The sequence below is a fragment of the Paracoccus sp. SSJ genome (assembly GCF_030234105.1).
GTDB classification, from domain to species: domain Bacteria; phylum Pseudomonadota; class Alphaproteobacteria; order Rhodobacterales; family Rhodobacteraceae; genus Paracoccus; species Paracoccus denitrificans.
The window spans coordinates 184,984-211,872 of sequence record NZ_JASSPE010000001.1 but is presented as its reverse complement, the minus strand read 5'-3'; the positions used below and the strand labels follow the sequence as shown (position 1 = coordinate 211,872).

At 68.2% G+C, this 26,889-nt stretch carries 28 protein-coding genes; 20 read left to right on the top strand and 8 right to left on the bottom strand.

What is annotated here, in order from left to right; genetic code table 11:
• Nucleotides 1-5 precede the first annotated feature (5 nt).
• Both QPR87_RS01010 and paaZ read left to right on the top strand, forming a co-directional pair.
• Entirely contained in the window at nucleotides 6-758 is a 753-nt protein-coding gene (locus QPR87_RS01010) for a Phenylacetic acid catabolic protein (RefSeq protein WP_285047758.1), read from the top strand.
• A gap of 75 nt (nucleotides 759-833) precedes the next feature.
• Nucleotides 834-2,894 carry a phenylacetic acid degradation bifunctional protein PaaZ gene (gene paaZ / locus QPR87_RS01005; RefSeq protein WP_285047756.1) on the top strand — a complete coding sequence of 687 codons (2,061 nt, stop codon included), beginning with the start codon at nucleotides 834-836 and terminating at the stop codon, nucleotides 2,892-2,894.
• A gap of 107 nt (nucleotides 2,895-3,001) precedes the next feature.
• Here paaZ and QPR87_RS01000 read toward each other — a convergent pair whose 3' ends face one another.
• The 5 genes from QPR87_RS01000 to paaG all read right to left on the bottom strand — a co-directional run bounded on the left by QPR87_RS01000 (nucleotide 3,002) and on the right by paaG (nucleotide 6,734).
• Nucleotides 3,002-3,301 (bottom strand): hypothetical protein, encoded by a 300-nt coding sequence (locus tag QPR87_RS01000; RefSeq protein ID WP_128492968.1) that lies wholly within the window; start codon nucleotides 3,299-3,301, stop codon nucleotides 3,002-3,004.
• A 120-nt stretch (nucleotides 3,302-3,421) separates the two neighbouring features.
• The gene (locus tag QPR87_RS00995; RefSeq protein ID WP_011751022.1) at nucleotides 3,422-4,021 is read right to left on the bottom strand and encodes a TetR/AcrR family transcriptional regulator; all 600 of its coding nucleotides are present in this window, start codon (nucleotides 4,019-4,021) and stop codon (nucleotides 3,422-3,424) included.
• Nucleotides 4,022-4,145: 124 nt separating this feature from the next.
• Nucleotides 4,146-5,456, bottom strand: a complete 1,311-nt coding sequence (gene paaK, locus QPR87_RS00990; RefSeq protein WP_285047749.1) for a phenylacetate--CoA ligase PaaK — start codon at nucleotides 5,454-5,456, stop codon at nucleotides 4,146-4,148.
• Nucleotides 5,457-5,484: 28 nt separating this feature from the next.
• Nucleotides 5,485-5,916, bottom strand: coding sequence for a hydroxyphenylacetyl-CoA thioesterase PaaI (gene paaI / locus QPR87_RS00985; RefSeq protein ID WP_199766664.1), 432 nt, complete (start codon nucleotides 5,914-5,916; stop codon nucleotides 5,485-5,487).
• A gap of 29 nt (nucleotides 5,917-5,945) precedes the next feature.
• Nucleotides 5,946-6,734, bottom strand: coding sequence for a 2-(1,2-epoxy-1,2-dihydrophenyl)acetyl-CoA isomerase PaaG (gene paaG, locus QPR87_RS00980; protein WP_285047746.1), 789 nt, complete (start codon nucleotides 6,732-6,734; stop codon nucleotides 5,946-5,948).
• Between the two features lie 103 nt (nucleotides 6,735-6,837).
• Here paaG and paaN point away from each other — a divergent pair, with 103 nt between their 5' ends.
• From paaN to QPR87_RS00945, 7 genes are all read left to right on the top strand, one after another.
• Nucleotides 6,838-8,487 (top strand): phenylacetic acid degradation protein PaaN, encoded by a 1,650-nt coding sequence (paaN, locus tag QPR87_RS00975; RefSeq protein WP_285047743.1) that lies wholly within the window; start codon nucleotides 6,838-6,840, stop codon nucleotides 8,485-8,487.
• Between the two features lie 40 nt (nucleotides 8,488-8,527).
• Entirely contained in the window at nucleotides 8,528-9,673 is a 1,146-nt protein-coding gene (locus tag QPR87_RS00970; protein WP_285047741.1) for an ABC transporter substrate-binding protein, read from the top strand.
• 67 nt (nucleotides 9,674-9,740) lie between these two features.
• Nucleotides 9,741-10,613: a branched-chain amino acid ABC transporter permease gene (locus QPR87_RS00965; RefSeq protein ID WP_285047740.1), complete on the top strand. Its 873-nt coding sequence runs from the start codon at nucleotides 9,741-9,743 to the stop codon at nucleotides 10,611-10,613.
• On the top strand, nucleotides 10,613-11,572 hold the full coding sequence (locus tag QPR87_RS00960; RefSeq protein ID WP_285047739.1) for a branched-chain amino acid ABC transporter permease: 960 nt from the start codon (nucleotides 10,613-10,615) through the stop codon (nucleotides 11,570-11,572). Before QPR87_RS00965 ends, QPR87_RS00960 begins: the two co-directional genes overlap by 1 nt.
• Nucleotides 11,569-12,348 carry an ABC transporter ATP-binding protein gene (locus QPR87_RS00955; RefSeq protein ID WP_011751014.1) on the top strand — a complete coding sequence of 260 codons (780 nt, stop codon included), beginning with the start codon at nucleotides 11,569-11,571 and terminating at the stop codon, nucleotides 12,346-12,348. The genes QPR87_RS00960 and QPR87_RS00955 overlap by 4 nt, the downstream gene beginning before the upstream one ends.
• Nucleotides 12,335-13,036, top strand: coding sequence for an ABC transporter ATP-binding protein (locus QPR87_RS00950; RefSeq protein ID WP_011751013.1), 702 nt, complete (start codon nucleotides 12,335-12,337; stop codon nucleotides 13,034-13,036). The genes QPR87_RS00955 and QPR87_RS00950 overlap by 14 nt, the downstream gene beginning before the upstream one ends.
• A 4-nt stretch (nucleotides 13,037-13,040) precedes the next feature.
• The gene (locus QPR87_RS00945) at nucleotides 13,041-14,981 is read left to right on the top strand and encodes a 3-hydroxyacyl-CoA dehydrogenase NAD-binding domain-containing protein (RefSeq protein ID WP_285047734.1); all 1,941 of its coding nucleotides are present in this window, start codon (nucleotides 13,041-13,043) and stop codon (nucleotides 14,979-14,981) included.
• Nucleotides 14,982-15,020: 39 nt separating this feature from the next.
• Here the strand turns inward: QPR87_RS00945 and QPR87_RS00940 are convergent, their stop codons facing one another.
• A complete protein-coding gene (locus QPR87_RS00940; RefSeq protein WP_285047732.1) occupies nucleotides 15,021-16,085 on the bottom strand; it encodes a 3-deoxy-7-phosphoheptulonate synthase in 1,065 nt (354 codons plus the stop codon).
• Between the two features lie 271 nt (nucleotides 16,086-16,356).
• Between QPR87_RS00940 and QPR87_RS00935 the strand changes: the two genes are divergently transcribed.
• Nucleotides 16,357-17,067, top strand: a complete 711-nt coding sequence (locus QPR87_RS00935; protein ID WP_285047729.1) for a 5-formyltetrahydrofolate cyclo-ligase — start codon at nucleotides 16,357-16,359, stop codon at nucleotides 17,065-17,067.
• Nucleotides 17,068-17,174: 107 nt separating this feature from the next.
• Nucleotides 17,175-17,717, top strand: coding sequence for an NADPH-dependent FMN reductase (locus tag QPR87_RS00930; RefSeq protein WP_231000811.1), 543 nt, complete (start codon nucleotides 17,175-17,177; stop codon nucleotides 17,715-17,717).
• 66 nt (nucleotides 17,718-17,783) lie between these two features.
• On the opposite strand, the gene QPR87_RS00925 is transcribed toward QPR87_RS00930, so the two are convergent.
• A complete protein-coding gene (locus QPR87_RS00925) occupies nucleotides 17,784-17,981 on the bottom strand; it encodes a hypothetical protein (RefSeq protein WP_011751008.1) in 198 nt (65 codons plus the stop codon).
• A 312-nt stretch (nucleotides 17,982-18,293) separates the two neighbouring features.
• On the opposite strand from QPR87_RS00925, the gene phnC reads away from it, so the two are divergent.
• The 4 genes from phnC to phnE (QPR87_RS00905) all read left to right on the top strand — a co-directional run bounded on the left by phnC (nucleotide 18,294) and on the right by phnE (QPR87_RS00905) (nucleotide 22,294).
• A complete protein-coding gene (gene phnC, locus QPR87_RS00920) occupies nucleotides 18,294-19,112 on the top strand; it encodes a phosphonate ABC transporter ATP-binding protein (protein ID WP_104493035.1) in 819 nt (272 codons plus the stop codon).
• A gap of 35 nt (nucleotides 19,113-19,147) precedes the next feature.
• Nucleotides 19,148-20,059, top strand: a complete 912-nt coding sequence (phnD, locus tag QPR87_RS00915; protein ID WP_011751006.1) for a phosphonate ABC transporter substrate-binding protein — start codon at nucleotides 19,148-19,150, stop codon at nucleotides 20,057-20,059.
• A 63-nt stretch (nucleotides 20,060-20,122) separates the two neighbouring features.
• Nucleotides 20,123-20,965 (top strand): phosphonate ABC transporter, permease protein PhnE, encoded by an 843-nt coding sequence (phnE, locus tag QPR87_RS00910; RefSeq protein ID WP_285047727.1) that lies wholly within the window; start codon nucleotides 20,123-20,125, stop codon nucleotides 20,963-20,965.
• Between the two features lie 3 nt (nucleotides 20,966-20,968).
• Nucleotides 20,969-22,294 (top strand): phosphonate ABC transporter, permease protein PhnE, encoded by a 1,326-nt coding sequence (gene phnE / locus QPR87_RS00905; protein WP_285047726.1) that lies wholly within the window; start codon nucleotides 20,969-20,971, stop codon nucleotides 22,292-22,294.
• Here phnE (QPR87_RS00905) and phnF read toward each other — a convergent pair.
• Nucleotides 22,291-23,022, bottom strand: coding sequence for a phosphonate metabolism transcriptional regulator PhnF (gene phnF / locus QPR87_RS00900; RefSeq protein ID WP_285047725.1), 732 nt, complete (start codon nucleotides 23,020-23,022; stop codon nucleotides 22,291-22,293). The two genes, phnE (QPR87_RS00905) and phnF, sit on opposite strands and share 4 nt — an antisense overlap.
• 118 nt (nucleotides 23,023-23,140) lie before the next feature.
• On the opposite strand from phnF, the gene phnG reads away from it, so the two are divergent.
• From phnG to phnK, 5 genes are read left to right on the top strand one after another with little or no spacing between them, the layout of a single operon-like run.
• On the top strand, nucleotides 23,141-23,593 hold the full coding sequence (gene phnG, locus QPR87_RS00895; protein WP_285047723.1) for a phosphonate C-P lyase system protein PhnG: 453 nt from the start codon (nucleotides 23,141-23,143) through the stop codon (nucleotides 23,591-23,593).
• Complete coding sequence (gene phnH, locus QPR87_RS00890; protein ID WP_285047721.1) at nucleotides 23,590-24,156, top strand: phosphonate C-P lyase system protein PhnH; 567 nt, start codon at nucleotides 23,590-23,592, stop codon at nucleotides 24,154-24,156. The genes phnG and phnH overlap by 4 nt, the downstream gene beginning before the upstream one ends.
• Complete coding sequence (locus tag QPR87_RS00885) at nucleotides 24,156-25,238, top strand: carbon-phosphorus lyase complex subunit (RefSeq protein ID WP_011751000.1); 1,083 nt, start codon at nucleotides 24,156-24,158, stop codon at nucleotides 25,236-25,238. The genes phnH and QPR87_RS00885 overlap by 1 nt, the downstream gene beginning before the upstream one ends.
• Nucleotides 25,235-26,107, top strand: coding sequence for an alpha-D-ribose 1-methylphosphonate 5-phosphate C-P-lyase PhnJ (locus QPR87_RS00880; RefSeq protein WP_285047718.1), 873 nt, complete (start codon nucleotides 25,235-25,237; stop codon nucleotides 26,105-26,107). Before QPR87_RS00885 ends, QPR87_RS00880 begins: the two co-directional genes overlap by 4 nt.
• Nucleotides 26,104-26,886, top strand: coding sequence for a phosphonate C-P lyase system protein PhnK (gene phnK / locus QPR87_RS00875; protein ID WP_285047717.1), 783 nt, complete (start codon nucleotides 26,104-26,106; stop codon nucleotides 26,884-26,886). Before QPR87_RS00880 ends, phnK begins: the two co-directional genes overlap by 4 nt.
• Nucleotides 26,887-26,889: the final 3 nt, after the last annotated feature.

Sequence of the window (26,889 nt, the reverse complement as noted above, 5' to 3'; positions counted from 1 at the left end):
AACCGATGTCCGACACCATGAATATCGAGGACTATCTGGCGCAGGGCGGCGTTCTGACCGCGCCCGGCAACGTGCCCGCCCGCTATCGCGGCGAGCTTTTGCGGCTGATGTCGTCCTTTGTCGACAGCGAGCTTGCCGCCTCGGCCGGCTTTGCCAATGCGATCAACTTCGCCCCCGGCATCAAGGAGCGCATCGCCGCCAGCCGCATCACGCTGGAAAAGGCCGATCATGCCGAGCGCGTGCTGCGGGTGATGGGCGAGTTCGGCACCGATGTCGCGCGCTACCAGACCAGCCACGACTGGGCCGCGCGGGTCGAGCGGGATGCCGATCTGGGCACCGCGCGCCGGCCCGGCGACATGCGGCTGTCGGTGTTCCACTATCCCGTCGCCGGCTGGACCGATGCGGTGGTGATGAACGTGCTGCAAGGGCTGGCGACCGGGGTGCAGATGACCGAGCTGACCCGCGTCTCCTACGGCCCCTTGGCCGAGGTGTTCCGCGAGATCGCCCCGCGCGAGGCGCGTCATGCCGAGCTGGGTCTTGAGGGGCTGGAGCAGATCGCTGCGACCGAAGAGGGGCGCGAGGAAGCCCGCGCCGCCGTCGCCTATTGGCGGCCCCGCGTCGCGGCGGGCTTCGGCCTGACCCATTCGGACCGCTACGACACGCTGGCGCGCTTTGGCCTGCGCCACAGTCCGAACGAGGCGCTGCTGGCCCGCTGGGAGGCGCTGGCCTCGGAACATCTGGCCGCGCTCGGCCTCTAATCGGCGCCGTCGGCCGCGTCCCTTGGGGCGCGGCCTGCCGCCTGACCAAAACGAAGACTGACCAAGGAAACGCCAATGACCACTCCGCGCCGTCTTGAAAGCTATGTCTGCGGCCGCTGGACCCCCGGCAGCCAGCAAGGCCAGACCCTGCTGGATGCCGCCACCGGCGAGCCGGTCGCCCTGATCGATTCAAGCGGCATCGACTTTGCCGCCGCGCTGGCCCATGGCCGCGACGTGGCCGGGCCGAAGCTGCGCGCCATGTCGTTTCACGAACGCGCCGGCATGCTCAAGGCCCTGGGCCTGGCGTTGATGGCGCAGAAAGAGGAATTCTACGCCGAAAGCCTGCATACCGGCGCCACCCGTACCGACGGCTGGGTCGATATCGAGGGCGGGATCGGCACCATGCTGACCTATGCCTCCAAGGGGCGCCGCGAACTGCCCAACACCCGCGTGCTGACCGATGGCGAGGTCGAGCCGCTGTCCAAAGACGGCAGCTTCAGCGCCCAGCATATCCTGACGCCGCTGCACGGTGTCGCGGTGCATATCAACGCTTTCAACTTTCCGATCTGGGGGATGCTGGAAAAGATCGCGCCGACGCTGCTGGCCGGCGTGCCCTGCCTGGTGAAACCCGCCAGCCAGACCGCCTATCTGACCGAGCTGATGGTGCGCCGCATCGTCCAGACCGGCATCCTGCCGGAAGGCGCGCTGCAACTGATCTGCGGTTCGGTCGGCGATCTTCTGGATCATGTGACCGAACAGGACGCCGTGACCTTCACCGGCTCGGCCTGGACCGGGCGCAAGCTCAAGTCCCATCCGGCGATCGTCGCCAATTCCGTGCGCTTCACCATGGAGGCGGACAGCCTGAACGCCTCGATCCTGGGGCCGGATGCGGTGGCGGGCACGCCCGAGTTCGACCTGTTCGTGCGCGAGGTCGCGCGCGAGATGACGGTCAAGGCCGGGCAGAAATGCACCGCCATCCGCCGCGTTATCGCGCCCCGCGCGCAGGTCGATGCGCTGGTTGCCGCACTGGACGAGCGGCTGGGCAAGACCGCGCTTGGCCTGCCGGGCGACGAGGGGGTGCGCATGGGTCCGCTCGCGAGCCTCGACCAGCGCGAGGAAGTGCGCGAGCGCATCCGCGACCTGCAGGCCGCGGCCGAGATCGTCGCCGGCGACCCGGACGCGGTGCGCGTGACCTCGGGCGATGCCGCCAAGGGCGCCTTCCTGAACCCGGTGCTGATGTATGCCGCCAAGCCCTTCGAGGCCGCGGCTGTGCATGAGGTCGAGGCGTTCGGTCCCGTCTCCACGGTCATGCCCTATGACGAGTTGGACGAGGCGGTGGCGCTGGCGCGGCTGGGCAAGGGCTCGCTGGTCACATCGGTCTTTACCGACGATCCCGAGGTCGCCGAGCAGGCGGTTCTGGGCGTGGCGCCGTGGCATGGCCGGGTGATGATCGGCAACCGGGCCTCGGCCAAGTCCTCGACCGGGCATGGCTCGCCCCTGGCGCCGCTGGTCCATGGCGGTCCGGGTCGCGCCGGCGGCGGTGAAGAGATGGGCGGCATCCGCGGTGTCAAGCATTACATGCAACGCACGGCGGTGCAGGGTGCGCCGCGGCTCTTGTCGGCGGTCACGGGGCGCTGGATCGAGGGCGCGGATGCGCAGCAGGGCATCCACCCCTTCCGCAAGTCGCTGGCCGAGTTGCGCATCGGCGACCAGTTGGTCACGGCCAAGCGCACCGTCACCCGCGAGGATGTCGAGCATTTCGCGCATTTCACCGGCGACACCTTCTATGCCCATATGGACGAGGCGGCGGCCAAGGCGAACCCGTTCTTTGACGACCGCGTGGCGCATGGCTACCTGATCGCCAGCTTTGCAGCGGGCCTGTTCGTCGAGCCGAACCCCGGCCCGGTTCTGGCCAATTACGGCGTGGACAACCTGCGCTTCCTGACCCCGGTTTATTTCGGCGACAGCTTGCAGGTGCGGCTGACCTGCAAGGAGATCAACCCGCGCGAGAATGCCGGCCATGGCGAGGTGCGCTGGGATTGCCAGGTCACCAACCAGAAGGGCGAGGTCGTGGCGCAATACGACGTGCTGACCATGGTGGCCAAGGAATGGCCGCTGGCGCAGGCGGCGGAGTGAGATGAAGGGGCGGTGCTTCGGCACCGCCCCAGCGCCAGGCGGGTGGAAGCGTCCGAACCTTGTCTTTTGGTATCCGATCCTGTCAGGCGGATTTGAGCCCAACGCGGTCATTTGAGGGAATCGGGATCAAGGTCGATTACTGCCTTGGAAGATAATTGGCCGACATCGACATCAGGCAGAAGTACCACGAGAAGATCGCTGCCATACTGCTTCCTGCGCTTCACGAGCGCGGGACCAACATAAGCGGTCGTTCCTTGGTCCGCAACGCGGCACTCACCGCGATACTCTTGATCTGAAACGAGTTTTTTTATGATCGGCATAGGGCAGTTGACGGGCCAAATAAGGTGGCCGCGTGGGATCGAATCTCCTCCGGGGATAAACATCGCGTCTCCGATATGTAAGCGCATCGAGTTCCCTAGAGAGAGTAAGCAGGCAAAGATCTTCCGACAGATCTGGTGGGACGGCAAGTGACTGCATTGTCCCGCAAACCTGCCGCCCTCGTCAACCGCCGGCGCGCCGGGGCCGCTTCACCGCACGGCCTTGATGCCCTCGAGGATCAGCGTCGTCGCCACGTCGGCGTAATCCTCGCGCGTGATGCGGCCGCCGTCGCGGAACCACATGTAGACCCAGTTCATCATCCCGAACAGCGACATGGTCACCGGGGTCAGCAGCGGGCGCTGCGGATCGTCCAGGTCGGGGTTGATCTCGCGCAGGACGGCGGCGAAGCGCTTGACGATGCGCCGCTCGACGCCAAGGATCTCGGCCTTCTGCTCGTCGCCCAGGGCAGGGGTGGCGTTCAGCTGCACCTTGTGCTGGTTGTCCGCGCCGCGATAACGCTCCAGCACCGTGCCCACCAGCTGGCGCAGGCGCTGCTGCGGCGGCAGGCCGGGATCGTCGGTTTCCTCGATGGCCGCGTCGAGCTCTTCCAGATGGGTGATGATGATGGCAAAGATCAGCGCGTCCTTGCTGGGATAGTAATGGTAAAGCAGCGCCTTGGACACCTGGCTGTGTGCGGCGATCTGCGCCATGGATGCCTTTTCCATGCCCAGTTCGGCAAAGACCTCGGCCGCCTTGTCCAGAAGGCCGCGTTGCTTTTCCTCGAAATCCACTGCCCGTGTCCGAGCCATGCCATCCTCATCAGATCATTTGTTCGCCCGCAGTCGAGAGGCGAGAAAAACAAGGGGGCACGCGGCCCCCTAACGACTTAGCGGGTTTGCGACCGCATGTCATGCTGGTTGCCGCGATGCGGCATCATGTCTTGGGCCGGTTGTCAAGCACCCGCTTGGCCTTGCCTTCCGAACGGGCAATGGCGTTGGGGTCCTTGACCTCGATCCGGGTCGAGACGCCGACCACGCTTTTGATGTGATGCGCCAGCTCCTTGGCGGATTTGGCGCGGGCGGCCTCGTCGGTCATGTCGGGGGCGCATTCGACATGCACGGTCATGCTGTCCATGCGGCCCGAGCGGCTCAGTTCGATCTGGAAATGCGGCGCGAGGCCCTGGCATTTCAGGATCTGCTCCTCGATCTGGGTCGGGAAGACGTTGACGCCGCGCAGGATGATCATGTCGTCGCTGCGGCCCGTGATCTTTTCGATCCGGCGCATGGAACGCGCGGTGCCGGGCAGCAGGCGGGTCAGGTCGCGGGTGCGATAGCGCACCATCGGCAGCCCTTCCTTGGTCAGCGTGGTAAAGACCAGCTCGCCGATCTCGCCGTCCGGCAGCACCTCGCCCGTGACCGGGTCGATGATCTCGGGATAGAAATGATCCTCCCAGATATGCAGCCCGTCCTTGGTCTCGACGCATTCCATGGCGACGCCGGGACCCATCACCTCGGAAAGGCCGTAGATGTCGACGGCGTGCATGTCGAACGCCTCTTCGATCTCCTGCCGCATGGCGTTGGTCCAGGGTTCGGCGCCGAAGATGCCGATCTTCAGCGAGGATTGCCGCGGGTCCAGGCCCTGGCGGCGGAACTCGTCCAGGATCGACAGCATGTAGCTGGGCGTCACCATGATGATGCGCGGCTTGAAATCGTCGATCAGCGTCACCTGCCGCTCGGTCATGCCGCCCGAGATCGGCACCACGGTGCAGCCCAGCCGTTCGGCCCCGTAATGCGCGCCAAGGCCCCCGGTGAACAGCCCGTAGCCATAGGCGTTGTGCAGGATGTCGCCCGGCCGGCCGCCGGCAGCGCGGATCGAGCGGGCGATCAGGTTCGCCCAATGGTCGATGTCGGCCTGGGTATAGCCCACCACGGTCGGCTTGCCGGTGGTGCCGGACGAGCCGTGGATGCGCACCAGCTTGGACTGCGGCACGGCGAACATCCCGAAGGGATAGGTGTCGCGTAGGTCCTGCTTGCCGGTAAAGGGGAATTTCGCGATGTCGGTCAGCGACTTCAGGTCCTCGGGATGGACGTCGTGCTCGATGAAGCGGTTGCGGTAGAAGGGCGAATTCTCGAAAGCGTGCTTCAGCGACCGCTTCATGCGGTGGAATTGCAGGGCCTCGATCTCGTCGCGCGAGGCGATCTCGATCGGGTCCAGCTCTTTCCTTTCGGGTGCCAGTGGGTGCATGGATTCCTCCCCTTGCGATGGGTTGCGGTCAGGATTCGACCGGCAGATGGGTGCCCTTGACGGTGCGGGAATGGCCGCGGAACTCGGCCACGTGCTGGCCGTCCTGGTTGGTGATGCGGATGTCGTAGATGCCCGAGCGGCCGCGGCGCGAGACCTCGCGCGCCTCTGCCGTCAGCCGGTCGCCGATGCGGCCCGGCAGCAGATAGGTGACCGAGCAATGCTGCGCGACCACCAGCTGGTTGTAGCTGTTGCAGGCAAAGGCAAAGGCGCTGTCGGCGAGCGTGAAGATATAGCCGCCATGGCAATTGCCGTGCCCGTTCGACATGGCATCGGTGATGGTCATGGAAAGCGTCGCCTCGCCAGGGGCGATATGGTCCAGGCTCATGCCCAGCCGCTGGCTGGCGGAATCGTCGTTCCACATCGCCTTGGCCGAAGCTTCGGCCAGTTCCTGCGGGGTCATCTGGGAAACGGGTTTCATGGATGCGTCTTTCATTGTCCCCTGAACTCCGGCTTGCGCTTTTCCAGGAAGGCGGTGACGCCCTCGGCATAATCGGCACTGCGGCCGGCCTGCCGCTGGCAGTCGCGCTCCATGTCCAGCTGTTCGTCCAGGCTGTTGGTGGCGGCGGCCTGGATCAGCCGCTTGGTCAGGCCCAGCCCCAGCGTCGGACCCGCGGCAAGGGACGCGGCCAGCGCCCGGCTCTCGTCCATCAACGCCTCGTCGTCCACGGCTTTCCAGATCAGGCCCCAATCGGCGGCCTTTTCCGCCATCAGCGGCTCGGCCGTCAGGGCCAGCGCCTTGGCGCGCGGCTCGCCCAGGATGCGGGTCAGGCTGAAGGTGCCGCCCGCGTCCGGGATCAGCCCGATCTTCGAGAAGGCCTGGATGAACTTCGCCGATTTCGCCGCCAGCACGATGTCGCAGGCGAAGGCGATATTGGCCCCGGCCCCGGCCGCGACGCCATTGACCGCGCAGACCACCGGCTTTTCCAGCGCCCGGATCAGCCGCAGCGTCGGGTTGTAGAAGGTCTCCAGCGTCTGGCCCAGGTCGGGGGCGGGACCGCCCTTGCGCGGGTCGCGGTCGCCCAGGTCCTGCCCGGCGCAAAAGCCGCGCCCGGCGCCGGTCAGCAGCACCGCCCGCACCGCCGCATCGTCATGGGCGCGCTGGATGCCGGCGCGCAGCGCCAGGTGCATCTCTTCGTTGAAGGAATTCAGCTTGTCGGGGCGATTGAGCGTCAGCGTCAGCACGCCGTCGGCCAAGGCCGCCAGGACGGTTTCCGTCATCGGTAAAACTCCCTTGCCCCGTTTTCCGAGGCTCCCTGAAAATTTTTGTTGCATAAACCGACCGGCCGGTCAATGATAATCTGGCAAGGTGAGGGGGAACGCCGTGACAGAATTTTTCGACCGCCATCGGCCGATGCTGGACGCCGCGCTGGATGCGCTGCGCCAACGCGCATTCTGGAGCCCGTTTCCCGAGATTCCAAGCGGCAAGATCTATGGCGAAACCGCGCGCGAGGACGGCCAGGCGGGGTTCGAGGCGCTGCGCAATGCCGCCTTCGATCTGCCCGGGCATCCGAATCAGCGGCAACTGGGCGCCGAGGTGTCGCCCTTTGGCGGCGCCTTGGGAATCACCTATCCGGCCGCCGATGCCCAGACACTGGTCGCGGCGGCGCAGGCGGTGCAGCCGGCGCTGGCATCGGCCAGCCCCGAGGCGCGGGTGGGTGTCTGCCTTGAGGCGTTGGCGCGGCTCAACCGCGTCAGCTTCCTGATGGGCCATGCCACGATGCACACCACCGGGCAGGCTTTTGCCATGGCCTTCCAGGCGGGCGGGCCGCATGCGCAGGACCGCGGGCTTGAGGCGGTGGCGATGGCCTGGGACGAGATGACCCGCTTTGCCCCGCAGGCACGCTGGGAAAAGCCGCAGGGCAAGGCGGCGCCGATCCTGCTGGAAAAGCACTGGTCGATCGTGCCGGCGGGCCTGTCGCTGGCGATCGGCTGCAACACCTTCCCGACCTGGAACAGCTATTCCGGCATCTTCGCCAGCCTCGCCACCGGCAATCCGGTGATCGTAAAGCCGCATCCCGCCGCCATCCTGCCGCTGGCACTGACGGTGCGCGTGCTGCGCGAGGTGCTGGCCGAGGCCGGGCTGCCCTCCGATTCGGTGCTGCTGGCCGTGGACGAGCGCGGGGCCGAGATCACGCAGCAGCTTGCGACCCAACCGGCGGTGCGGCTGATCGACTATACCGGCTCGGCCGCTTTCGGGGACTGGCTGCGCGGCCACGCGACGCAGGCGCAGCTGTTCACCGAAGAGGCCGGCGTGAACACCGTCACCATCGCCGCCACCGACGATTTCGCCGGCATGTGCGCCAACCTGGCCTTTTCGCTGGCGCTTTATTCCGGGCAGATGTGCACCGCGCCGCAAAATATCTATGTCCCGGAAGGCGGCATCGATACCGACCAGGGCCGCAAGAGCTTCGATGAGGTCGGGCTGGCGCTGGCCGCGGCCATCGACGCATTGCTGGCCGATCCGGCCCGGGCGGCCGGTATCTGCGGTGCCATCGCCAACCAGGCGACGCTGGAGCGCGTGCAGCAGGCGCGCGGGCTTGGGCGGGTGCTGCGCGATTCGGCGCCGCTGGGGCAGGGGCGCACCGCGACCCCGCTGCTGTTGGCGATGCGGGACGGCGATCCGGCCTGCGAGCGGGAATGCTTCGGCCCCGTCGCCTTCGTCGTCGCGGTGAAGGATGCCGATGCCGCCATCGCCCGCGCCACCGATCTGGCGCGGCGCAAGGGCGCGATCACAGCCGCGCTCTACGACCGGGACGAAGCGCGCATTGCCTGCGCCGCGCAAGCCTTTGCCGCGGCCGGCGTCAACCTGTCGGTGAACCTGACCGGCAATATCTATGTCAACCAATCGGCGGCCTTCAGCGATTTCCACGTCACCGGCGCCAACCCGGCCGGCAATGCCTGCCTGACCGACACCGCCTTCGTCGCCAGCCGGTTCCGGCGTGCCATGTGGCGCCGGCCGGTGGCGGCCTGACCCAACCCAAGTCAACTAGTTCTCTGGGAGGAGACGCACCATGAAAAAGACCCTGACGACGACCGTTCCGGCCGCGCTGATCGCGCTTGGGCTGGCCGGGGCCGCCAGTGCCGAGATCAAGATCGGCGCCTCGGTTTCCGCGACGGGCCCCGCCGCCTTCCTCGGCGATCCCGAGGCCAAGACGCTGGAAATGCTGGTCGAGGAAACCAACGCCAAGGGCGGCATCAACGGCGAGCAGATCGCGCTGGTGCTCTATGACGACGGCGGCGACGCCAACAAGGCGCGCACCTTCGCGACCCGCCTGATCGAGGACGACGAGGTGCAGGCCATCATCGGCGGCACCACCACCGGCACCTCGATGTCGATCCTGTCGGTGGCCGAGGATGCCGAGATCCCCTTCATCTCGCTGGCCGGTGCCATCGACATCATCCAGCCGGTCAAGCCCTTTACCTTCAAGACGCCGCATACCGACCGCATGGCCTGCCAGAAGATCTTCGAGGACATGCGGAAAAGCGGCATCCAGAAAATCGGCATGATCTCGGGCACCGACGGCTTCGGCGCCTCGATGCAGGCGCAGTGCAAGGACGTGGTCGGCGAATACGGCATCGAGATCGCCGCGGACGAGACCTATGATCCCAAGGACGCCGACATGACGGCGCAGCTGACCAAGATCCGCAACACCGCGGGCGTGCAGGCAGTGCTGAACCCGGGCTTCGGACAGGGCCCGTCCATCGTGACGCGCAACTATCGCCAGCTGGGCATCGAGCTGCCGCTTTACCAGTCGCATGGCGTCGCTTCGGACGGGTTCATCGAGCTGGCCGGCAAGGCGGCCGCCGAGGGCGTGCGCCTGCCCGGCACCGCGCTGCTGGTCGCGGACCTGCTGGCCGAGGACGATCCGCAAAAGCCGGTGGTCACCGCCTACAAGGCCGCCTTCGAGGGCAAGTTCAAGGAGCCGGTCGGCACCTTCGGCGGCTATGCCCATGACGGCTTCGCGCTGCTGGTCGATGCGGTGACGCGCGCCGGCTCGGCCGAGCCGGCGGCGATCCGCGATGCGCTGGAGCAGACCTCGGGGCTGGCGGGCACGACCGGCATCTACACCATGTCGCCCGAGGACCATCTGGGCCTGGACCTGTCGGCCTTCCGCATGCTGGAGGTCAAGGACGGCAGCTGGTCCATCGTCGAATGAACCCGCGCGGTCCCCGCAAGGGGACCGCTTCCGCCCGCTCGGGAGAGCCCAGCCAGAGAGCCTCGGCATGTCTGAACTTTTGCAATTCCTGTTTTCAGGGCTGACGGTGGGCGCGGTCTATGCGCTGGTCGCCCTTGGTTTCACGATCATCTACAACGCCTCGGATGTGGTGAACTTCGCCCAGGGCGAGTTCGTCATGCTGGGCGGCATGATCACATGGTTTGCCCATGTTGCCGGGCTGCCGCTGCCGCTGGCGGCGCTGATCGCCATCGTCGCCACCGCCGCGCTGGGGGTCGCGATCAACAAGCTGGCCATCGAGCCGGCGCGCGGCGCGCCCGTCGTCTCGCTCATCATCATCACCATCGGCGCCTCGGTCTTTCTGCAAGGCGCGGCGCAGCTGGTGTTCGACAAGCAGATCCACAGCTTCCCGGCCTTTTCGGGCGACACGCCGCTGCGCATCGGCGGCGCGACGATCCAACCGCAAAGCCTGTGGGTGATCGGCGGCGCGCTGGTGGTCTTTGCCGGCCTGTGGCTGTTCTTCACCCGCACGCTGCTGGGCCGGGCGGTGCTGGCGACCTCGAACAACCGGCTCGCGGCCCAGCTTGTCGGCATCAACACGAATTTCGTCATGACGCTGTCCTTTGCGCTTTCGGCCGGGATCGGTGCCCTGGCGGGGGTGCTGGCGACGCCGATCACGCTGACCGCCTACAATGTCGGCATCGGCTTTGCGCTGAAGGGCTTTGCCGGTGCCATGCTGGGCGGCATGGGCAATCCCAAGGGCGCGCTGGCCGGCGGCTTCCTGATCGGGCTGATCGAGGCGCTGACGGCGGGCTACCTGTCCTCGACCTACAAGGAGGCGGCGGCATTCGTCGTGATCCTGCTGGTCCTGTTCTTCATGCCGCAGGGCCTGTTCGGCCGCAAATCGACGGAGCGGGTGTGATGCCGAGACTGACCGCCAAATCCGCCACGTTGCTGGTGCTGGCCGCGCTGATCGCGGTGACGCCCTTTTTCTTTCCCTCGGGCTATTACTACCGGGTCGGCGCACTGATCTTCGTCAACGGGCTGGCCGTGACCGGCATCGTCATCCTGACCGGCTATGCCGGGCAGATCAGCCTGGGCCATGCCGGTTTCGCCGGTATCGGCGGCTATGCCTGCGCCTTGGCGCCGACGCATCTGGGCCTGCATCCTTCGCTGGCCGTGGTGCTGGGCGCGGCGATCTCGGGCGTGCTGGCCTATCTGGTCGGCCGGCCGATCCTGCGGCTCAAGGGCTATTACCTGGCCGTGGCCACGCTGGGCTTCGGCATCCTCGTCTCGATGGTGCTGAACAACGAGCGCCGGCTCACCGGCGGTCCCGACGGCATCGCGGTGCCCGAGCTGGGCCTGCGCGGGCTGCTCAAGGACTGGGGGCTGGACCTGACCAACGGCCAGTTCTGGTATTTCTTCTGCGGCATCGCGCTGCTGATCGGCGCCTGGATCGCGCTGAACCTGCATCAAAGCCCCAGCGGCCGGGCGCTGCGCGCGCTGCACGGCTCGGAAATCGCCGCCGGCACGGTGGGGATCGACGTGGCGCGGGTCAAGCTGCAGGCCTTTGTCATCTCGGCCGTCTATGCCTCGGTCGCGGGCTCTCTGGTGGCGCTTCAGAACAAGTTCATCACCCCCGACGTCGCCGGCTTCATGCATTCGATCGAGATGGTGACCATGGCTGTGCTGGGCGGGGCCGGTTCGGTCCTGGGCGCGATCTTCGGCGCCGGCATCCTGACGCTGCTGCCGCAGGCGCTGACCGTCTTTGCCGAATACGAGCAACTCGTCCTCGGCCTCGTGATGATGCTGGTGATGATCTTCCTGCGGGAAGGGCTCTTGCCCTCGGTCCTGCGCAAGCTGAGGGGGAGGGGCGAATGACGCTGCTTTCGGTCGAGGGTCTGGGCATCAGCTTCGGCGGCATCAAGGCCGTGCATGATGTCAGCTTCAAGGTCGAGCCGGGCGAGATCGTCTCGGTCATCGGCCCGAACGGCGCCGGCAAGACCACGCTGTTCAACATGATCTCGGGCGTCTATCGGCCCGGCTTGGGCCGCGTGGTGCTGGAGGGCGAGGACGTGACCGGCATGGCGCCGTTCCGGCTGGCGCAGCGGGGCATGTCGCGCACCTTCCAGAACCTGCAGATATTCCAGAACATGACGGTGCTGGAAAACGCCATCTCGGGCTTTCACTTGCAGGAAAAGGGGCCGGTCCTGGCGGATCTCCTGCATCTGCCGTCCTCGCGCCGCCGGGCGCGGGCGGCCGATGCGGGCGCGCGCGCGCTTCTGGCCCGCGTCGGGCTGGAGCGCGCGGCGGATCGCGAGGCGGGGAACCTGTCCTATGGCTCGCTCAAGCGGCTGGAGATCGCCCGCGCGCTGGCGATGAAGCCCAAGGTGCTGTTGCTGGACGAGCCGGCGGCGGGCTGCAACGCCGTCGAGACCGAGGAGATCGACCACCTGATCGCCGAGGTCGCGGCATCCGGCACCGCCATCCTGCTGGTCGAGCACGACATGAAGATGGTCATGCGCATCTCCAGCCACATCGTGGTGCTGGACCATGGCGAAAAGATCGCCGAGGGCTCGCCGGCCGAGGTCAGCCGCAACCCGGCGGTGATCGCCGCCTATCTGGGAACCGAGGAGGGTGCCGATGCTGACGGTTGAGGGCTTGCGCTCGCGCTATGGGCGCATCGAGGTCTTGCACGGCATCGACCTGCATGTCGATTCCGGCGAGATCGTCACCGTGGTCGGCGCCAACGGCGCGGGCAAGACCACGCTGCTGCGCTGCCTGTCGGGCGTGCAGCCGGTCTCGGCCGGCACCATCACCTTCCGCGGCGAGCCGCTGACCCCGGTGCCGGCCTTCAAACGGCTGGCGCGGGGGCTGGCGCAATCGCCCGAGGGGCGGCAGATCTTCACCAACCTGACGGTCGAGGAGAACCTGCGCCTCGGTGCCTTTCTCTACAGCGACGACCGGGTGGAAAAGGACATGGAAGACGCCTTCCAGATGTTCCCGATCCTGAAGCAAAAGCGCAACCTTGCCGCCGGCGGCCTGTCGGGCGGCCAGCAGCAGATGCTGGCCATGGCGCGGGCGCTGATGGGGCGGCCGTCCTGCCTGCTTCTGGACGAGCCGTCGATGGGTCTGGCGCCGATCATCGTCCAGCAGATCTTCGACGTGGTCAGCGGGCTCAAGGCGCTTGGCGTCACCGTGCTGCTGGTCGAGCAGAACGCATTCGGTGCCTTGAAGATCGCCGACCGCGGCTATGTGATGGAAACCGGCCAGATCACCATGCAGGGTCCGGCCGGGGAACTGATCGCCGATCCGCGCATCCGCGAAGCCTATCTGGGGATATGAGGAAATGACCGTAACCATTGCCCGCCAAGGGGAAATCGCTGTCGTCACCGTGGACAACCCGCCCGTCAACGCACTGTCCGCGGCTCTGCGGCAGGGACTGTGGGATGCCGCGGACACGCTGGACGCCGACGCCTCGGTCGCGGCGGTGGTGCTGGTCTGCGCCGGCCGCACCTTCATCGCCGGGGCCGACGTGACCGAATTCGGCAAGCCGCCGGTCCCGCCGCACCTGCCCGATCTGGTCGCGCGGATCGAGGGCGCGCAGAAGCCCTGGACCGCCGCGATCCACGGCTCGGCGCTTGGCGGCGGGCTGGAGGTCGCGCTGGGGTGCCGGTTCCGCGTGGCGGTCCCGGATGCCTCGCTGGGCCTGCCCGAGGTGAGCCTCGGCATCGTTCCCGGCGCCGGCGGCACGGTGCGCACGCCCCGCGTGGTGGGTGTTCCGGCGGCGGTCGATCTGGTGACCTCGGGCCGGCCCATGCGCGCGGCGAAAGCCGCCGAGGCCGGGTTGGTCGATGCGGTGATCCAGGGCGATCTGCTGGAAGGCGCCGTGACCTTCGCGCGGCAGGCGTTGACCCGGCCGCTGCCCGAACCTGCCTCGTCCCGGCCTGTCGCCGCGCCGGATGCCGAGTTCTGGGCCGAGCAGGAGAAAGCCGTGGCCAAGGTCGCCAAGGGTGCCGCCGCGCCGCTGCGGGCGCTCGCCTGTCTGCGCAAGGCGGCCGAGGCGGGCTTTGCCGAGGCCATGGCCTTTGAGCGCGAAACCTTCCTGGAACTGCGCGGCTCGGATCAGGCGGCGGCGCTGCGCCACGTCTTCTTTGCCGAGCGTGCCGCGCCGCGCCCGGCTGCATTGCGCGACGTGGAGCCCTTGCCCCTGCGCCGCACGGCGGTGATCGGCGGCGGCACCATGGGCGCCGGCATTGCCGCGGCCCTGCGCGACGCCGGCCTGCCGGTGGTGCTGGTCGAGCGCGACGACGAGGCGGTGGCGCGCGGCATGGCCAACCTGCGCGGCATCTTCGACGGCGCGGTGCGGCGCGGCAAGCTGACCGAGGCGCAGGCCGCAGACCGGCTGGCGGGCGTCGCCGGGACGACCGATTACGCCGCGCTGGCCGATGCCGACCTGGTCATCGAGGCGGTGTTCGAGGAAATCGGCGTCAAGCGCGCCGTGTTCGAGCAACTCGCCCGGGCCTGCCGCCCGGATGCGGTGCTGGCGACCAATACCTCCTATCTCGACCCGCGCGCCATCGCCGAGGGGCTGCCCAATCCCGGCCGCTTCATCGGCCTGCATTTCTTCAGCCCGGCCAATGTGATGAAGCTCCTGGAGATCGTGCCGGTGCCGGAAACCTCGGACCGCACGCTGGCCACCGGCTTCGCGCTTGCCCGGGCGCTGAAAAAGATCCCGGTCCGCGCCGGCATCTGCGAGGGCTTCATCGGCAACCGCATCCTGAAACGCTATCGCGCGGCGGCCGAGGCGCTGGTCCGCAAGGGCGTGCCGATTGCCGAAATCGACGCCGCCATGCGCGGCCACGGCTTTGCCATGGGTCCGTTCGAGGCGCAGGATCTGGGCGGGCTCGACATCGCCTTCCTGCAACGCGAGGGCGCGCGGGCGGCAGGGCAGGACGTGGCCGAGACGCTGGGCGACATTCTGGTGCGCGCGGGCCGCAAGGGGCAAAAGACCGGCGGCGGCTGGTATGACTATGCCCCGGGTGAGCGCAAGCCGCAGCCCTCGGCCTCGGTGGCAGAGTTGCTGGCCCGCGAAATCGCGCCCGGCGCAGCGATGAGCCGCGACCAGATCGCGCAGGCCCTTGTGGCCGAGATGGCTGCCGAGGGACAGGCGATCCTGGACGAAGGCATCGCCCAGGCGCCCGCCGACATCGATCTGGTGGAAATCCACGGCTATGGCTTCCCGCGCTGGCGCGGCGGGCCGATGTTCGCCACCGGCATCCGGGGCTGAAGGAAGGGGACGGGTAGGCTGGCCGCCCGCCTATCAGCTTCAGGCGGCGCAGCGCAGCCGCGTCGCCGCGGCCCCGGCAAGGTTCAGGAGCAGCGCGCGGCTGTCCTCCCAGCCCAGGCAGCCGTCGGTGATGCTCTGGCCATAGACCGGCACCTGGCCGGGCCGCAGATCCTGCCGCCCCGCCACCAGATGACTTTCCAGCATGACCCCGCGAATGCGGCTGTCGCCCGTGCGGATCCGAGCCGCGACATCGGCGATCACCTCCGGCTGTCGGGCGGGATCCTTGTCGCTGTTGGCGTGGCTGGCGTCGATGACGATACCGGGCTCGATCCCCGCCTTGGCCGCAGCCGCCGCCACTGCCGCGACATGGTCGGCGCCGTAATTCGGCCCGTCATGGCCGCCGCGCAGCACGACGTGGCAGGCATCGTTGCCGGTGGTCGTGGCGATGGCCGCGCGCCCTTCGGCGGTGATCGCGGGAAAGCTGTGCGGCCGCGAAGCCGAGCGGATCGCGTCCAGCGCCACCTGCACCCCGCCGTCGGTGCCGTTCTTGAACCCCACCGGGCAGGACAGGCCCGAGGCCAGCTGGCGATGGATCTGGCTTTCCGTGGTGCGCGCGCCAATCGCGCCCCAGGCGATCAGGTCGGCGAAGTATTGCGGCAGGATCGGGTCCAGGAACTCGGTCGCCGCCGGCAGGCCCATGCGGTTGATCTCCAGCAGCAGGCGGCGGGCCAGGGGCAGCCCGTCCTCGATCCGGTCCGAGCCGTCCAGATGCGGATCGTTGATCAGCCCCTTCCAGCCGACGGTCGTGCGCGGCTTTTCGAAATAGACCCGCATGACGATCTCCAGCCGGTCGGACAGCGCGTGGCGCATCTCGGCCAGGCGCGCGGCGTAATCCAGCGCCGCCGCCGGGTCATGGACCGAACAGGGGCCGGCGACGACCAGCAGCCGGTCGTCGCGCCCGGCCAGGATGGCGCGGATGGCGGCGCGGCTGTCGGCGACGGTGCGGGAGACCGCTTCGTCCCGCGGCAGGGATGCGGCCAGGGCGGCCGGGGCGGGCAGGGGGCGCAATGCGGCGATATGCAGGTTCTCGGTCTGGATGGGCATGGCTCTTTCTTTCTGCAAAGGGCCGGACCGGAAGCGCATGGAAATGAAAAAGCCGCCGGTCTTGGGCCAGCGGCTTGGGGGTCTGTATCGCGTGTTCGCGCTACACCCGGCTCCGCTGGGGACAGCGGAACCAATAAAACGAGATGGTGCAGGGCATTCGATGCGACATGCGCCATCCATAGCCGCTGTGTCGCGTCCTGTCACGCCGAATTCTTTGGGCACGGGCTTTGGCGCCGCGCCGCGCCATGCTATCGTGCCGCGCATGACTAGGATGCAGCCCCCGACGGCCGGACCTGGCGGCGCCGGCCGGGACGACGAGGGCGGCTTTGCCTCGCCCCCCTGTCTTGCCGCGCGGATCGCGCCGGACTACTTCGACCCCTTGGCCGTCGATGCGCAGCAGGCCCGCGATGTGGCACGCTGGCGCAAGGCGCAGCGCGAGGAGTTGCTGGTCCGCCGCGCTGCGCTGAGCATCGCCCAGCGGCAGGCCGCCGCCGCCGCCATCGCCACGGCGCTGGACGAATTGCTGGCCGGGCATTTGCCCGATCTGCGGGGTCGGGTGGTCGCCGGCTATTGGCCGATCCGGTCCGAGCCCGACCTGCGCCCCTGGCTGGCCCGCCTGCATGAGCGGGGCGCCATCCCGGCCCTGCCGGAGGTCGAGCGTCCCGCCAGCCCGCTGGTCTTTCGCCCCTGGCATCCCGGCGCGGCGATGCGGCGCGGCCATTGGAACATCCCGGTTCCCGCGAACACCGAAACGGTCAAGCCGGATGTGGTGCTGGCCCCGCTGGTCGGCTGGGACGGCTCCGGCTATCGGCTGGGCTATGGTGGCGGCTATTTCGACCGAACGCTGGCCGCAGGGCACCCGCTGGCGTTCGGCACCGGCTTGCAGGCGGCCCGGCTGGCGACGATCTATCCGCAGCCCCACGACATCCGGCTGGCCGCCATCGTCACCGAATGCGGCGTGCAATATCGGGGCAGGGCGTGAAAAAATCCCGCCGGGCATGGCGTCGATTTCCTTGCCCGCGACGTTGAGCGTCAGCCGGGGTCGTTCCGCGCGATCTTCGACAGGCAGGAGCAGGAAAGGAAGCACCGATGACCAAGACGATCCTGGGCCTCAGCGGCAGTCTGCGGCGTGCCTCGTTCAACGCCGGGCTTCTGCGTGCGGCGGTCGATCTGGCGCCCGAAGGGACGCGCATCCAGACCGGCTCGATTCGCGAGGTGCCGCTTTACGACGGCGACCTGGAGGCCGCGACGGGCCTGCCCGAGCCGGTGCGCATCCTGCAATCGCAGCTTGCGGCGGCGGACGGGTTGCTGCTGGTGACGCCGGAATACAACAACGGCGTGCCCGGCGTGTTCAAGAACGTCATCGACTGGATGTCGCGCGGCGAGGGGCTGGCAATGTTCGTGGGCAAGCCGGTGGCGGTGATCGGCGCCTCGCCCGGCGGGTTCGGCACGATCCTGGCGCAGAACCACTGGCTGCCGGTGCTGCGCACGCTCAAGGCCGCGCTGTGGACCGAGGGGCGGCTGATGGTGTCGCGCGCGGGGTCGGTCTTCGACGATGAGGGCAACCTGACCGACGACAAGACGCGCGAGCAGTTGCGCGGCTTCCTCGAAGGCTTTGCCGCGCGCCTCTGACGCATCCCGTCCCGCAAACGCAAAAGGCAGCCCGAAGGCTGCCTTAAGGCGTCGGACGCGGCTGAATCACTCGGCCGCGAAGACGGTGGCGAACTGCCCGCACCAATCGTTCGACTTGACGACCGGCCAATAACCCCGGGTGTCCGCATCCTTCTGGTTGACGGGCGGGTTGGCGCGGCACAGGCCGGAATCCGAAAGCGTGCTGGCGGAGTTGGCGACGTGGTCCTCATAGAACGCGCAGGCGCTGCAAGCGGTTTTCGTCATGGCTGTTCTCCTGTCTGGCTGGCTGTTGCTTGGTGGCTGGCTGGCATTGCGGCTGGCTGGCGACCTTGGCCCCGATATAGGGGACGATTCGCGGAAGGTCAATAAATAATCTTGTAAAAACATATAGTTGACAGAATTGCTCGGCGTTTTGTTCCTGATCCGAACACTCGGGTTTCGTTTTTGCGTCCTGTGAAAAACGCTTGGGAAAGGGCGCCGTCCGGCGCGGCAGGCGTCAAGAAAGCTTCACCGGACTGAGCCGATTCCGTCACCGAGGCCGGCTATCAGCGCCCCAACCGCTGATGGAGGGTCGCCTTGCTTGCAGTTCAGAACGTTACCCGCGTCTTTTCCGGGCGCGCCGCGGTGGACGACATCAGCTTTGCCGTGGACGGGCCGGCCTTCGTCGGCATCATCGGCCGCTCGGGGGCGGGCAAGTCGACATTCCTGCGCATGATGAACCGGCTGACCGACGCCTCGGCCGGGCGGATCTGCGTGGACGGGCGCGACATCCTGGCGCTGCGCGGCCGCGACCGCCGGGCCTGGCAAAGCCAATGCGCGATGATCTTCCAGCAGTTCAACCTGGTGCCGCGCATGGACGTGGTCTCGAACGTGCTGCACGGGCTGCTGAACCGCCGTCCGGTGCTGGCCACGCTGTTCAACCTCTGGCCGCGCGCCGACATCCTGCGTGCGCTGGAGATCCTCGACCGGCTCGGTATCGCCGAACAGGCCCCCAAGCGGGCCGAGGCGCTGTCGGGCGGCCAGCAGCAGCGCGTCGCCATCGCCCGCGCGCTGATGCAGGACCCCCGGATCATCCTGGCCGACGAACCCATCGCCAGCCTCGACCCGATGAACGCGCAGATCGTCATGGACACGCTCAAGCGCATCAATGTCGAGGACGGGCGCATGGTCATCGCCAACCTGCACACGCTGGACACGGCGCGGCGCTATTGCGACCGGGTGATCGGCATGCGCGACGGCCGCATCGTCTTCGACGGCACGCCCGCGCAGCTTTCGACCGGCGTCGCCCGCGACATCTATGGTGCGGACCACAGCTTCAACGAGGCCGCGACCTCGACCGCGATTCCCGCCGACGCCTCGGCCGACGCCGCCTATGCCGCGCGGCTGATGGCCTGACGATCCCTGCAATACTCGCAACCCATGGAGAAACCATGAAACCGCTTGCTCTGGCGCTCGTCGCCGCCACCGCCCTGTCCTCGGGCCTGACCTCGGCCGCCTCGGCCCAGCCGATCACCGGCTTCAACATCGGCATCCTCGGCGGCGAGAACGCGCAGGACCGCATGACCTCGAACGAATGCTACCGCGCCGCCATCGAGGCCGAGCTGGGCGTGCCGGTCAAGGTCTTTACCCCGGCCGATTACGACGGCGTCATCCAGGGCCTGCTGGGCGGCACGCTGGACATGGCGTGGCTGGGCGCCTCGGGCTATGCCAAGATCCACCTGACCGATCCCGAGGCGGTCGAGCCGGTGCTGACCAAGCAGAACATGGACGGCTCGACCGGCTATTACGCCATCGGCTTTGCCCGCACGGACAGCGGCATCGCCTCGATCGAGGATGCCAAGGGCAAGACCTTCGCCTTTGCCGAGCCGAACTCGACCTCGGGCTATCTGGTGCCGGGCGCGGAACTGGCCGAGGCCCATGGCAAGCTGGAGGATTTCTTCGGCCAGGTCCGTTTCTCGGGCGGGCATGAGCAGACCATCGTCGGCGTCGCCAATGGTGATTTCGACGCGGGCGTGTCCTATGCCGACGGCCTGGGCGACTGGGAGGACGGCTACAACTCGGGCGCCTTCCGCAAGGCCGCCGATGCCGGGCTGGTCGAGATGAACGACCTGGTCGAGATCTGGAAATCCAAGCTGATCCCGGAAGGGCCGATGGTGGTGCGCAAGGCCCTGCCGCAGGATGTCAGGGACAAGGTGACGAAGCTGACCGCCGACCTGCACGAGGCCGACCGCGCCTGCGCCTATGGCGTCGCCCATGGCGAGGCCAAGGATTTCGTGCCGGTGACGCATGACGCCTATCTGGGCGTGGTCGCCGCCCGCAAGATGCAGGAAGGCGCGCAATAAGCGCCGTCCCCGGCCGCGTCCCCCGGCGGGGCGCGGCATCCGCATGTCACCCGCAGGATTGTCATGGTCGATCTCGCCCCGGCGCATCGCTACGCCTATCTGGAACTTGCCCGCCGGCGCCGCCTCTATGGCGGGCTGCTGCTGGTGATCTTCGTCGCCATGATGGCGGCCGGGTTCCGGCTGGCCGAAAGCCGCAATGCCGGCGGCTTCGTCGACGGGCTGCCGATGATCCTGGCCTTTCCTTCCGAGGTGCTGGCCGAGGCATGGCAGAAGCGTGCGAACCTGCCGGGCCTGCTGATGGCGCACCTGCCCTCGCTGGTCGAGACGCTGAACATCGCCGCCGTCTCGACCCTGCTGGGCGGGCTGGTCGCCATGGGGCTGGCGCTCTTGTCCACGCGCGGGCTGGCGCGCTGGCCGCGGCTGACGGGGGTGTTCCGCCGGCTGATGGACGCGCTGCGCGCCGTGCCCGAGATCGTGATCGCGCTGGTGCTGATCTATATCCTGGGCGGCGGGCCGGTGCCGGCGGTCATCGCCATCTCGCTGCATACCGCCGGCGCGCTTGGCAAGCTGTTTTCCGAAGTGGCCGAGAATGCCGACCTGAAGCCGGTCGAGGGGCTTGCCTCGGTCGGTGCCGGCTGGGGCCAGCAGATGGGGCTGGGCGTCCTGCCGCAGGTCGCGCCGAACTGGCTGTCCTATGCGCTGATGCGGTTCGAGATCAACCTGCGCGCCAGCGCCATCCTGGGCTTCGTCGGCTCGGGCGGCATCGGCTACGACCTGAAGCTGGCGATGCAATGGGGCGGGGGCCGCTATGACGAGGTGGTGGCGATCTTTCTGCTGCTTTTCGTGGCCATCGTCGTGATCGACCGCATCTCGGACCACGCGCGCGGCCGGCTGGTAAGGGGCTGAACCATGACGAAGACCGCCACGCTTTCCCCTGCCCTGACCGGCACCGTGCTGACCCGCTTTGCCCGTCGCCGGCTGGCAGCCTTTGCGGTGCCGCTGGCGATCCTGGCCTATCTGGCCTATGCCGCCGTGGCCTTCGACGTCGCCGGACTGGCCGGCCGGGCGCGGATGGACAATGCCGCCGTGCTGCTGTCGGATTTCTGGCAGCACAAGACCCATGTGACGCGCGACAACCGCACGGGCGCGCTGCGCGTCGCCATCGACGGCGAGGCCAAGGGGGTCTATCCCGCCGACCGCCTGCCGCCATGGATCGCCACCCGTGGCGATGCCACCCGCATCGACCTGGGCCATGGCCATGTCGTCACCTATGACGCGGATGGCGCGCGCTATGACGTGCCGGGCTACGGCCTGATCGACATCCGGCCCCAGGACGGCCAGTTGCACCTGACCGCGCCGCAGCCGCTGCCCGACTGGATCAGCGCGTCGGAGGGCCGGGTCAGCGTCACGACCGAGGCCGGGCGCTTTGCCTATACCCGCTCCAAGGTCGAGACCTTCCGCTATGAGCCGGGCTGGGCGCTGTTCTTCTTTACCCTCGACAGCCCGTTCCACTACATGAGCTGGCCCGAGATCGCCGCCAGTGCGCTTTGGGGGCCGCGCGTCGATCCCGACCTGCCCAACGTCGCCGCCATGGCGCGGGATTTCTGGACCAACGCGATGTGGCGGCATGGCGACGTGATCTGGGCCATGTTCGAGACGGTGCTGATGGCCTTTCTGGGCACGTTCGGCGCGGCGATCCTGGCGCTGCCGCTGGGCTTCATGGCAGCGCGCAACATGATGCCTCTGGGGGCGCTGCGCTTCGGGCTGCGGCGGATCTTCGACTTCATCCGCGGCGTGGACGGGCTGATCTGGACCATCGTGCTGGCCCGCGCCTTCGGCCCCGGACCCATGACCGGCGCGCTGGCGATCCTGCTGACCGATACCGGCAGCTTCGGCAAGATGTTCTCGGAAGCCCTGGAAAACATCGACGAAAAGCAGGTCGAGGGCATCCGCTCGACCGGCGCGGGGGCCGTGCAGCGCGCGCGCTTCGGGGTGATCCCGCAGGTGACGCCTGTGCTGCTGAGCCAGGTGCTGTATTTCCTGGAATCCAACACCCGCGGCGCGACGGTGATCGGCGCCATCGTCGGCGGCGGCATCGGCCTGTTGCTGACCCAGGCGATCCAGACCCAGAAGGACTGGGAGGACGTGGCCTATTACATGGTGCTGATCGTGCTGATGGTGATGGCGATGGACAGCTTTTCGGGCTGGCTGCGCCGCAAGCTGATCAAGGGCTAGCGGCCGTCCTCGGGGCGCAGGGTCAGCGTGACGCGGTCGCCGGCGAACCAAGTGGTGCCGTATTCCACCGGCACGCCGCCCGCGTCGCCCCCCGCGTCCACGTTCACCGCGACCGAGCGCAGCACCGGCGCGCCCTCGGGCACCTCCAGCGCCAACGCCATCACCGCCGGCGCCAGCTCCGCCGTCAGCCGGGTCGAGGCGCGCGTATAGTCCCTCAGCCCGCATTCCGCCAGCGCCGCGGTGACCGAGGGGATGGCCACCACATGCCGCAAGAGGTCAGGAAAGCGCCCCGCATCGAAGACCGAGCGGAACACCGCCACCGGCTGGCCATCGACCAGCGACACGCCCTCGACCACATGCACCGGGCTGCCGGGGTCAAGGTGCAGCGCCTCGGCCTCTTCGGCATTGGCGGCGCGCGTCTCGGTCAGCGTCAGCCGGCGCGAGGGCGCGCGGCCCGAGGCGGTGATGTTCTGGTGAAACCGCACCCGCAGGCCCAGCGGATAATCCGTGGGCCGCGCCGCGACGAAGACCCCGGCGCCGCGGCGCGAGCGCACCGTCCCCGCCTCGGCCAGCGCGGCCAGCGCATGGCGCACGGTGTGGCGATTGACGCCGAAACGCGCGGCCAGCACCGCCTCGGACGGCAGCTTGTCGCCGGGGTGATAGTGGCCGTCGCCGATTTCACTTTCCAAAGTGTCGGCGATGGATTTCCAGATCGGACTGCGGGCCATGCTGCCTCCGTCACCAAAAATTCACGAAGCCGGCCCTTGAGCCGAATCGATGGGCGGGCTATCACTTGTCTAGTTGTATAGAAAACTAGACAAACCCGCAAGCTTGTCGAGGCCCGGAATGTCCCAATCATCCCAACCCGAAACCACTGCGCGCCGCAAATGGATCTCGGCGCTGGCCAAGGCACCGCCGGGCCGGCTGGCGGCGCTGCTGCCCGACTTGCCTGCGCATGAGATGCTGCGCGCGCCCGAGATCGGCACCGTGATGGTGCAGGGCCGCATCGGCGGCACCGGCGCGCCCTTCAACCTGGGCGAGATGACCGTCACCCGCTGCTCGGTCCGGCTGGCCGAGGGCGCGGTGGGCCATGCCTGCGTGCAGGGCCGCGACAAGGCGCATGCCGCCCGCGCCGCCGTCGCCGATGCGCTGATGCAGACCGGGGCCGCGCCGCAGATCGCGACGCAGGTGCTGGCCCCCCTGCGGGCCGAGGCCGCCAGGGTGCGCGCCACCCGCGCCGCCAAGGCCGCCGCCACCCGGGTCGAATTCTTCACCATGCTGCGCGGAGAGGACGCATGAACGCCATCCTGACCGGCGGTTTCGCCGATCCTTCCACCCAATCCGCCCATGCCTTTCGCGCGCTGCTGGAGGCCATGGCCCGGCCCGGCCGCATCTTTACCGTGGCTGGTGCGCAGCCGCCCGCGCCGATCTCGGTCGCCGCCGGGGTGGCGCTGCTGACGCTGACCGACAGCACCACGCCCCTGCATCTGGCCGGCGCCGCGGATTGCGAGGCGCTGCGCGGCTGGATCGGCTTTCACACCGGCGCGCCGCTGGTTCCCGCCGAACAGGCGCAATTCGCGCTTGGCGGCTGGGAGGCGCTGCAACCCGTCACCCGTTTCCGCATCGGCGAGCCGTCCTATCCCGACCGCTCGGCCACGCTGATCGTGGAGCTGGACCGGCTGGAATCCGAGGGCGCCCGCCTGACCGGCCCCGGCATCCAGACCGAGGCACGGCTTTCGCTGCCCGAGACCGCGGCCTTCCGCGCCAACCGGGCGCTGTTCCCGCTGGGCTTCGATTGCATCCTGACCTGCGGCGCGCGCCTTGCCGCCCTGCCGCGCAGCACCATTGTGGAGGACGCCTGATGTATGTCGCCGTCAAAGGGGGCGAGCGCGCCATCGACGCCGCCCATGCCTGGCTGGCCGAGGAGCGCCGGGGCGATCCGTCGGTCCCCGAACTGACCGTCGCCCAGATCCGCGAGCAGATGGCGCTGGCGGTGAACCGGGTGATGGCCGAGGGCTCGCTCTACGATCCCGACCTGGCCGCGCTCGCGATCAAGCAAGCGCGGGGCGACTTGATCGAGGCGGTGTTCCTGATCCGCGCCTATCGCACGACATTGCCGCGTTTCGGTGCCTCGCGCCCGGTCGATACGGCGGCGATGGCGGTCGATCGCCGCGTCTCGGCCACCTTCAAGGACCTGCCGGGCGGGCAGGTGCTGGGGCCGACCTTCGACTATACCCACCGCCTGCTGGATTTCGCGCTGGCAGCCGAAGGCACGCCGCAACCTGCCCCCATGGCGCCTGCGCCGGACGAGCCGGTGCCGCATGTCACCGGCCTGCTGGACCGCGACGGGCTGATCGAGCAGCAGCCGGCGGATGACACGCCCGCCCCCGACCTGACGCGCCAGCCGCTGGAACTGCCGGCCTCGCGCGCGCTGCGCTTGCAGGCGCTGGCGCGGGCGGACGAGGGGTTCACCCTGTCGCTGGCCTATTCCACGCAGCGCGGCTATGGCCGCACCCATGCCTTTGTCGGCGAGCTGCGCATCGGCCGCGTCGCGGTCGAGGTGGAACTGCCCGAGCTGGGCTTTGCCGTCGAGATCGGCGAGGTCGAGCTGACCGAATGCGACACGGTGAACCAGTTCAAGGGCTCGAAGTCCGAGCCGCCGCAATTCACCCGCGGCTATGGCCTGGTCATGGGCCAGTCCGAGCGCAAGGCGATCTCGATGAGCCTGGTGGACCGCGCCCTGCGCTGGCAGGAGCTGGGCGAGGATTTCACCGGCGCTCCCGCACAGGATGAGGAATTCGTGCTAAGCCATTGCGACAACATCCAGGCGACAGGTTTCCTCGAACATATCAAGCTGCCGCATTACGTCGATTTCCAGGCGGAACTGGAACTGGTCCGGCGCATGCGGCGCGAGGCCGTGCAGATGCAGGAGGCGGCGGAATGACCGACCAAGCCTATAACTTCGCCTATCTGGACGAACAGACCAAGCGGATGATCCGCCGCGCGCTTCTGAAGGCGCTGGCGATCCCGGGCTATCAGGTGCCCTTTGCCAGCCGCGAGATGCCCATGCCCTATGGCTGGGGCACAGGCGGCGTGCAGGTGACGGCGGCCTGCCTGACGCCCGAGGACCGGCTGAAGGTCATCGACCAAGGCGCCGACGACACCACCAACGCCGTGTCCATCCGCCGCTTCTTCCAGCGTACGGCGGGGGTCGAGACGACCGAGCGCACCACCGACGCCACGGTGATCCAGACCCGTCACCGCATCCCCGAGCAGCCGCTGGCCGAGGGGCAGATCCTGGTCTATCAGGTGCCGATCCCCGAACCCCTGCGCTTTCTGGAACCGCGCGAGACCGAGACGCGCAAGATGCACGAGCTTGAGGAATACGGACTGATGCACGTCAAGCTTTACGAGGACATCGCCCGCCACGGCGAGATCGCGACCGCCTATGCCTATCCGGTGCGGGTCGAGGGGCGCTATGTCATGGACCCCTCGCCGATCCCGAAATTCGACAATCCGAAACTGGCCGGCAATCCGGCGATCCAGCTTTTCGGCGCCGGGCGCGAGGCGCGCATCCATGCCGTGCCGCCATATTCCGACGTGGTCAGCCTGGATTTCGAGGACCATCCCTTTGCCGCCTCGAAGGCCGATCACGAATGCGACCTCTGCGGCTCGGCCGCCAGCTATCTGGACGAGGTCATCACCGACGACCGGGGCACGCGCATGTTCGTCTGTTCCGATACCGATTTCTGCGCCTCGCGCCAGGCGCAGGGGCATCGCGGCCGCCTGTCGCCGCAAGGAGCCACGCCATGACCCTGATGCAGAACGTCATCACCGCCGCACCGCTGCTGTCGGTGCAGGGCTTGACGAAACGCTACGGCGCGCGGATCGGCTGCGCCGGCGTCGGCTTCGACCTCTATCCCGGCGAGGTGTTGGGTATCGTCGGCGAAAGCGGCTCGGGGAAGTCGACGCTGCTGTCCTGCCTGGCCGGGCACCAGCGCCCGGACGAGGGGCGGATCCTGTTCGACGGCGCCGACGTGCTGGCTTTCTCGGAAGCCGAGCGGCGCCGGCTGTTGCGGGGCGACTGGGCCTATGTCCACCAGAACCCGCGCGACGGGCTGCGCATGGGCGTCTCGGCCGGCGGCAATGTCGGCGAGCGGCTGATGGCCGTGGGCGCGCGCAACTATGCCGCCATCCGCGAAAGCGCGACCGACTGGCTGGGCCGGGTCGAGATCGCGGCGGACCGGATCGACGACCGGCCCTCGGCCTTTTCGGGCGGCATGCAGCAGCGCTTGCAGATCGCGCGCAACCTGGTGACCGGGCCGCGGCTGGTGTTCATGGACGAGCCGACCGGCGGCCTTGACGTCAGCGTCCAGGCGCGGCTTCTGGACCTGTTGCGCGGCCTGGTGCGCGACCTTGGCCTGTCGGTGGTGATCGTGACCCACGACCTGGCCGTAGTGCGGCTGCTGGCCGACCGGCTGATGGTGATGAAATCGGGCAGGGTGGTGGAATGCGGGCTGACCGACCAGGTGCTGGACGATCCGCAGCACGCCTATACCCAGCTTCTCGTGTCCTCTGTCCTTCAGGTGTAGCCC